Source organism: Terrabacter aerolatus (genome assembly GCF_007991735.1).
In the GTDB taxonomy this organism is placed as follows: Bacteria; Actinomycetota; Actinomycetes; order Actinomycetales; family Dermatophilaceae; genus Terrabacter; species Terrabacter aerolatus.
In genome coordinates this window covers 1-1,126 of sequence record NZ_BJYX01000055.1, presented here as the reverse complement: position 1 = coordinate 1,126, position 1,126 = coordinate 1, and the positions used below count along the sequence as shown (strand labels likewise).

1 rRNA gene is annotated in these 1,126 nt (G+C 56.7%); it reads left to right on the top strand.

The features are described from left to right. A 16S ribosomal RNA gene (locus TAE01_RS20360) occupies nucleotides 1-1,040 on the top strand; the annotation flags it as partial. Nucleotides 1,041-1,126: the final 86 nt, after the last annotated feature.

Genomic DNA, 1,126 nt, shown 5'->3' with positions numbered 1-1,126 from the left:
GGCTAACTACGTGCCAGCAGCCGCGGTAATACGTAGGGTGCGAGCGTTGTCCGGAATTATTGGGCGTAAAGAGCTTGTAGGTGGTTTGTCGCGTCTGCTGTGAAAATCCGAGGCTCAACCTCGGACTTGCAGTGGGTACGGGCAGACTAGAGTGTGGTAGGGGAGACTGGAATTCCTGGTGTAGCGGTGGAATGCGCAGATATCAGGAGGAACACCGATGGCGAAGGCAGGTCTCTGGGCCATTACTGACACTGAGAAGCGAAAGCATGGGGAGCGAACAGGATTAGATACCCTGGTAGTCCATGCCGTAAACGTTGGGAACTAGGTGTGGGTCTCATTCCACGAGATCCGTGCCGCAGCTAACGCATTAAGTTCCCCGCCTGGGGAGTACGGCCGCAAGGCTAAAACTCAAAGGAATTGACGGGGGCCCGCACAAGCGGCGGAGCATGCGGATTAATTCGATGCAACGCGAAGAACCTTACCAAGGCTTGACATACACCGGAATCACTCAGAGATGGGTGCGTCTTCGGACTGGTGTACAGGTGGTGCATGGTTGTCGTCAGCTCGTGTCGTGAGATGTTGGGTTAAGTCCCGCAACGAGCGCAACCCTCGTTCTATGTTGCCAGCACGTGATGGTGGGGACTCATAGGAGACTGCCGGGGTCAACTCGGAGGAAGGTGGGGATGACGTCAAATCATCATGCCCCTTATGTCTTGGGCTTCACGCATGCTACAATGGCCGGTACAAAGGGCTGCGATACCGCGAGGTGGAGCGAATCCCAAAAAACCGGTCTCAGTTCGGATTGGGGTCTGCAACTCGACCCCATGAAGTCGGAGTCGCTAGTAATCGCAGATCAGCAACGCTGTGGTGAATACGTTCCCGGGCCTTGTACACACCGCCCGTCAAGTCACGAAAGTCGGTAACACCCGAAGCCGGTGGCCCAACCCTTGTGGGGGGAGCCGTCGAAGGTGGGACTGGCGATTGGGACTAAGTCGTAACAAGGTAGCCGTACCGGAAGGTGCGGCTGGATCACCTCCTTTCTAAGGAGCAGTCATTTATGGCAGCCCGGTCTGTCCCCGAGTGTGGGGCAGCGGGTGCTCAAGGGTGGAACATCGATTTTGGCGCC